Raw genomic sequence first — 7,043 nt, 5'->3', positions numbered from 1 at the left:
GACCAAAATAGACGACAGCGATCACCGATGCCCGAAGATCGCCGACCCCACGCGCACATGCGTGGCGCCGAGCATGATGGCGGTGGCGAAATCGGCGCTCATGCCCATCGAGAGATTCTTCAATCCGTTGCGCGCGGCGATCTTGGCGGTCAGCGCGAAATGCGCGGCCGGCGGCTCGTCGACCGGCGGGATGCACATCAACCCGGTGATGGTCAGCCCATAGCTGTCACGGCAGCGCGCGAGGAACGCGTCGGCCTCGCCGGGCGCGATGCCGGCCTTCTGCGGCTCCTCGCCGGTGTTGATCTGGACGAAGAGCTCGGGATGCTTTTTCTGGGATTCGATTTCCTTGGCTAACGCCTGGCAAATGCTCGGGCGGTCAACCGAATGGATGGCATCGAACAGCGCGACCGCCTCTTTCGCCTTGTTGGATTGCAGCGGCCCGATCAGATGCAGTGCGATATCGGGGTAGGCGGAAGTTAACGACGGCCACTTGCCCTTGGCCTCCTGGACGCGATTCTCGCCGAATACGCGCTGTCCGGCGACGATAACCGGCGTAATTGCATCCGCGGCGAAGGTCTTGGACACCGCGATCAGCGTTACGGAGGTGCGATCGCGCCGCGCCTCCTTGCAGGCACGCGCGATTTCCGCCTCGACGGCGGCGAGCCCGTTTGGTGAATGCCCGGTTAGCGGCGCGGCGTTGGCTTCGGTCATGATGTCGGTCAGCACTGCTTGTTGCGGAGGTAGGTCCAATTTTACCGAGTTCAAGAAAGAGTTTTTGAACCCTTCGCTTTACCTTGCCCGATGGGGTGGGCAGCGAAGATGGCAAGCGTCAGTTTCAACCGCAAACGAGCAAAACTCAAGCAGGTCCTCGGAATCAGGGCGCGGCTTGCGTTGCTCGCGGTGATTCTGGTGGCCCCCTTGATGCTCGAGCGCATCCGTTCGCTCGAAGACACGCGAACGAAGCAGATTGCGCAGGCCGCGGCCGAATTCACCACCGTCGCAAGGCACAGCGCCGACGCGCAGCGTGAAGTGATCTCGTCGGTCGAGACCATACTGAAATCGGAAGCCTTCATCCGCGCCTCCGTCGGCGGCATCAGCAAGAGCTGCGACGTGCTGCGCGCGAGCCTGCCGTCGAACCTTCCATGGATCCGCACGCTTCTGATCGCCGGTCAGGACGGACGCATCCAGTGTGCCACCAACAACATGTATGTCGGCCTCGACCTCAGTGACCGGCCTTACTTCCAGCAGGCCCAGGAAACCGGCCGCTTCGTGCTGAGCGACTTCATCCTGTCGCGGCCGGTGCCGACGCCGACCGTCATGGCGGTTTATCCGGTGTCCGCGTTCAGCGGCGTAGCTGACGCCGTCGTGCTGGCAACGGTCAATCTCGACTGGATGTCGAAGGTCATGAGCAATCTCGGCGGCCGCGCCGGCATCACCGCCGTGCTGGTCGACAGCGCCGGCACCGTGCTGGCCGCGCCGGCCGACCAGCACAGCGCGATCGGCCGTCCGCTCGACAACATGCCGCTGATGTCGGCGATCGCCGACAGGGCGCTGCGTTCGGACCAGGACGAGGGCTCACTCTCTTTCCTCGCCGCCGACGGCTCCCGCCGCGCGGTCAGCTACATCCGCATCGCCGGCACCAACGCCCGCCTGATCGCCAGCATCGACGAGGACAAGGTGTCCGCGGCGGTCAGCCGCGACATCCGCACCGCCTATCTCCAGCTCGCTTTCGTCGTCATGTTCGTCCTGCTCGGCGCGCTGATCGCCGCCGAGAAGCTCGTGATCAAGCCGATCGAGATGCTCGCGGACATGGCCAAGCGTCTCGGCGAGGGTGATTTGTCGGCCCGCGCGGCGCGCAATCGCCTGCCGTCCGAATTCGTGCCGCTGGCGCGCGCGTTCAATGCGATGGCCGCGCAACTGAGCCAGCGCGAACGCGAGCTGATCGCGAGCAACGATCGGCTGACGGTGATGGCATCGATCGACATGCTGTCGGGGCTCGCCAACCGCCGCGGCTTCCAGAGCCGGCTCGATTTCGAATGGATGCGCGCGCAGCAATATGGCAGCGACCTCGCGCTGCTGATGATCGACGTCGACCACTTCAAGCTCTTCAACGACACCTACGGCCACCTCGAAGGCGATTCCTGCCTGACCCGGCTCGGCGAATCGCTGTCCGGCATCGCCGCCGACACGATGGGCTTTGCGGCACGCTATGGCGGCGAGGAATTCTGCCTGCTGCTGCCGAACACCGACGTGACGCGCGCCGTCGAGATCGGCGAACAGGTGCGCGCGGCGGTGCTGAGGCTTTGCCTGCCGCACATCACCTCCGCCCACATGATCGTCACCGTCTCGATCGGCGTCGCCGCGACAAAGCCCAACGAGACCTTGCGGCCCGGCGACCTGATCGAGGCGGCCGACGCCGCGCTCTACGCCGCCAAACACCGCGGCCGCAACAATGTCGTCGAGCACGGCATCATGGTGATCGATAACGGTGCAGCCGCGATCGCGATGGCGGGCTAGCTGGCCGCCAACGCGTTCACGCGTCGAAAGCATTGGCGATGATGGTGGGATTCCCGGTTCCAGCACCCGCACGATTGGCGCCCACGCGTCAATTGGGCACCAAAATGGACCCATCTCCGCAGTGAACCGGACGGCCGGAGCGCGGGACGGGGGAATCTGTCCCAATCCGGCAACCCATTGACCCGTTACAGGCTTTTATGGCCTAGTCCGCCCTCTTTAAGGCGGCCCGAACTCACGAAAACCCAACGATTCCATGACCTCCGAACGCTATAACGCCCGCGACGCCGAACCGCGCTGGCAGGCTGCCTGGGACGAACAGGCGATCTTCGTCTCCAAGAACGACGATTCGCGGCCGAAATACTACGTGCTCGAGATGTTCCCCTACCCGTCCGGGCGCATCCATATCGGCCATGTCCGGAATTACACGCTCGGCGACGTGCTGGCCCGCTTCATGCGCGCCAAGGGGTTCAACGTGCTGCACCCGATGGGCTGGGACGCCTTCGGCCTGCCGGCCGAGAACGCCGCCATCGAGCGCAAGGTCGCGCCGAAAGCCTGGACCTACGACAACATCGCCGCGATGAAGAAGCAGCTCCGCTCGATCGGGCTGTCGCTGGACTGGAGCCGCGAGATCGCGACCTGCGATCCCTCCTACTACAAGCACCAGCAGAAGATGTTCCTGGACTTCCTCCGCGCCGGCCTCGCCGAGCGCGAGAAGCGCAAGGTCAACTGGGACCCCGTCGACATGACCGTGCTCGCCAACGAGCAGGTGATCGACGGCCGCGGCTGGCGTTCGGGCGCCGTTGTCGAACAGCGGGAAATGAACCAGTGGGTCTTCAAGATCACGAAGTATTCGCAGGAGCTGCTCGCCGCGCTGGACGGGTTGGACCGCTGGCCCGACAAGGTGCGGCTGATGCAGCGCAACTGGATCGGCCGCTCCGAAGGCCTGCTGGTCCGCTTCGCGCTGGACCAGGCCACAACGCCGGCCGGCGAGACCGAGCTGAAGATCTTCACGACGCGCCCCGACACGCTGTTCGGCGCCAAGTTCATGGCGATCTCGGCCGATCATCCGCTGGCACAGGCGGCCGCCGCCAAAAATCCCAAGCTCGCCGAGTTCATCGGCGAGATCAAGAAGATCGGCACCGCGCAGGAAGTCATCGACACCGCGGAGAAGCAGGGTTTCGACACCGGCATCCGCGCGGTCCATCCGTTCGACCCGAGCTGGAAGCTGCCGGTCTATGTCGCCAACTTCGTGCTGATGGAATACGGCACGGGCGCCATCTTCGGCTGTCCCGCGCATGACCAGCGCGACCTCGACTTCGTCAACAAGTACAGGCTCGGCAACACGCCGGTGGTGTGCCCCGAAGGCCAGGATCCGAAATCGTTCGTCATCACCGACACCGCCTATGACGGTGACGGCCGCATGATCAATTCGCGCTTCCTCGACGGCATGACCATCGAGCAGGCGAAGGATGAGGTCGCGAAACGTCTTGAAAACGAGCTGCGCGGCAATGCRCCCGTTGGCGAGCGGCAGGTGAATTTCCGCCTGCGCGACTGGGGCATTTCGCGGCAGCGCTATTGGGGCTGCCCGATCCCCGTCATCCATTGCCCGAAATGCGATGTCGTGCCGGTGCCGGATGCCGACCTGCCGGTGAAGCTGCCGGACGACGCGACCTTCGACAAGCCGGGCAATGCGCTCGATCATCACCCGACCTGGAAGCACGTCACCTGCCCCAAATGCGGCGGCAAGGCGCAGCGCGAAACCGACACCATGGACACCTTCGTGGATTCGTCCTGGTACTTTGCGCGCTTCACCGATCCCTGGAACGAGAACGCGCCGACGACGCCCGCGGTCGCCAACCGGATGATGCCGGTCGACCAGTATATCGGCGGCGTCGAGCACGCGATCCTGCATCTGCTCTACAGCCGCTTCTTCGTGCGCGCGATGAAGGCGACCGGCCATATCGCCATGGATGAGCCGTTCGCCGGCATGTTCACCCAGGGCATGGTGGTTCACGAGACCTACCAGAAGGCGGACGGCACCTACGTCCAGCCGGTCGAGGTCAAGATCGACACCGGCGGCAATGGCCGCCGCGCCACGTTGCTGGCCACGGGCGAAGACATCCAGATCGGCGCGATCGAGAAGATGTCGAAGTCGAAGAAGAACACGGTCGACCCCGACGACATCATCGAGACCTACGGTGCCGACGTCGCGCGCTGGTTCATGCTGTCGGACTCCCCGCCGGACCGCGACGTGATCTGGAGCGACGAGCGCGTCCAGGGCGCCYCCCGGTTCGTGCAGCGGCTGTGGCGGCTGGTGAACGAGGCGGCGGAACTCGGCAACGGCGCGCCCGCGGCGCGGCCGGCCTCGTTCGGCCCGGATGCGACCGCCTTGCGCAAGGCCGCCCATGGCGCCCTGGACAAGGTCACCACGGGCATCGAGCGGCTGCACTTCAACGTCTGCCTCGCCCACATCCGCGAATTCGCCAATGCCCTGTCCGAGGCCTTGCAGCGCCCCGGCCAGCCTACCCCGGACCTCGCCTGGGCGATCCGCGAAGCCGGCCAGATCCTGGTCCAGCTGTTCTCCCCGATGATGCCGCATCTGGCCGAGGAGTGCTGGCAGGTGTTGGGCCATGGCGGGCTGGTTTCGGAGGCCAATTGGCCGCAAATCGAACGCGATTTGCTGGTTGAAGACAGCGTGACCCTGGTGGTCCAGGTCAACGGCAAGAAGCGGGGTGAGGTCACGGTTGCAACAGCGGCCCAGAATCCGGAAATCGAGGCTGCCGTTTTGGCCCTCGATGCGGTAAAGCTGGCGCTGGACGGCAAGCCCGTCCGCAAGGTGATCATCGTCCCCAAGAGGATCGTGAATGTTGTCGGCTAGGATCCGCATCGCAGCCCGCCTGCTGGCGGTCGCCGCATTGGCGGCGCTGACGGCCGGCTGCTTCCAGCCGATGTATGCCGATCGTGGCGACGGCACCCCTGGCCTGCGCGACAAGCTGATGGGGGTCGAGCTCCCCCCGATCGCCAAGCCCAATGCCTCCCGCGAAGCCCGGGTCGGCGTGGAAGTCCGCAATGCCCTGGCTTTCAAGCTGTACGGCACGGCCACGGGCATGCCGCCGACCCACCGCCTGGAGATCCGCTTCAACTCCGGCCGGTCGTCCCTGATCGTCAGCCAGGCAACGGGACTGCCGACCAGCGAGAATTACGGCATCGACGCCCAGTACAATTTGATCAACCTGGCGACGGGCCAGTCGGTGATGACCGGCACGACGTTCTCGCGGGTGTCCTATGACATGCCCGGCTCCTACCAGCGCTTCTCCCGCAGCCGCGCCATCCGCGATGCGGAGGATCGTGCCGCCAACGAGATCGCCGAGAACATCAATACCCGGCTCGCCGCGTTCTTCACCGCGGGCACCTGATTCAATTCCGTCATTCCGGGGCATGCGAAGCATGAACCCGGAATCTCGATCTCCAATCTCCGGATTCTCAGGTGCGCAATTGCGCACCGTAGTTCGCCTCTGACGAGGCGCCCCGGAATGACGGGTATCAGACAACATGGTCGCGCTGCGCGGAAAAGAGATCGACGCCTTCCTGGCCCGGCCCGATGCGGGGCGACCGATCATCCTGCTCTATGGTCCTGATGCCGGTCTCGTGCGCGAACGCGCCGATGCGCTGATCGCCTCCGCCGTCGACGACCCCAACGATCCCTTCTCGCTGGTGAAGCTCGACGGCGACGAGCTCTCCGCCGAGCCGTCGCGTCTCGTCGACGAAGCCATGACGGTGCCGCTGTTCGGCGGCCGCCGCGCCATCCGCGTGCGGGCCGGCTCGCGCAGCTTTGCCAGCGGTGTCGACACGCTGGCCGAGATGAGCGTGAAGGATTGCCGCATCGTGATCGAGGCCGGCGAGCTGCGCCCGGAATCGCCGCTGCGCAAAGCCTGCGAGCGCGCCAAGGCCGCCGTGGCGATCGGCTGCTACCCCGACACCGAGCGCGATCTGGCGAAGCTGATGGAGGACGAGCTCCGCATCGCGAATTTGCGCATCGCGCAGGACGCCCGCGCCGCGCTGATGTCCTTTCTCGGCGGCGACCGCCAGGCCTCGCGCAACGAGCTGCGCAAGCTCACGCTCTACGCCCACGGCAAGGGCGAGATCACGCTGGACGACGTGATGGCCGTGGTGGCCGATGCCTCCGAGCTGAAGCTCGACCCGATCGTCGACGGCGCTTTCGCCGGCCGGCCCGACATCGTCGAGACCGAATTCGCAAAGGCCATGATCGCCGGCACCTATCCCGGCGTGATCATCTCGGCTGCGCAACGCCAGGCCGCATGGCTGCACAAATCCGCGCTCGCCATCGCCGATGGCACACCCGCCTCCGCCGTGCTCGATGGCGGATTTCCGCGGCTGCATTTTTCACGAAAGCCGGCGGTCGAAACCGCGTTGCGCAATTTCAGCGTGACGCGGCTTGCCGCCATCATCGAGCAGCTCGCGACCGCCGCGCTCGATACCCGCAAGCAATCCACGCTCGCCGCGGC

5 protein-coding genes are annotated in these 7,043 nt (G+C 65.4%); 4 read left to right on the top strand and 1 reads right to left on the bottom strand.

The features are described from left to right. Nucleotides 1-21: 21 nt before the first annotated feature. Nucleotides 22-711 carry a YggS family pyridoxal phosphate-dependent enzyme gene (locus tag ACXJL8_RS29075; RefSeq protein ID WP_456621533.1) on the bottom strand — a complete coding sequence of 230 codons (690 nt, stop codon included), beginning with the start codon at nt 709-711 and terminating at the stop codon, nt 22-24. A 108-nt stretch (nt 712-819) separates the two neighbouring features. Between ACXJL8_RS29075 and ACXJL8_RS29070 the strand changes: the two genes are divergently transcribed. From ACXJL8_RS29070 to holA, 4 genes are all read left to right on the top strand, one after another. Beyond that, the gene (locus tag ACXJL8_RS29070) at nt 820-2,517 is read left to right on the top strand and encodes a diguanylate cyclase domain-containing protein (RefSeq protein ID WP_456621479.1); all 1,698 of its coding nucleotides are present in this window, start codon (nt 820-822) and stop codon (nt 2,515-2,517) included. Between the two features lie 253 nt (nt 2,518-2,770). Next, nucleotides 2,771-5,395, top strand: a complete 2,625-nt coding sequence (leuS, locus tag ACXJL8_RS29065) for a leucine--tRNA ligase (protein ID WP_456686024.1) — start codon at nt 2,771-2,773, stop codon at nt 5,393-5,395. Then, nucleotides 5,382-5,933: an LPS assembly lipoprotein LptE gene (gene lptE, locus ACXJL8_RS29060; RefSeq protein ID WP_456621477.1), complete on the top strand. Its 552-nt coding sequence runs from the start codon at nt 5,382-5,384 to the stop codon at nt 5,931-5,933. The genes leuS and lptE overlap by 14 nt, the downstream gene beginning before the upstream one ends. A gap of 136 nt (nt 5,934-6,069) precedes the next feature. Next, nucleotides 6,070-7,043 (top strand): DNA polymerase III subunit delta (gene holA, locus ACXJL8_RS29055; protein WP_456686023.1); only part of this gene is annotated, 974 nt, incomplete at its 3' end.

The sequence above is a fragment of the Bradyrhizobium sp. P5_C11_2 genome (assembly GCF_054049755.1).
This window is presented reverse-complemented; position numbering and strand designations above follow the sequence as displayed.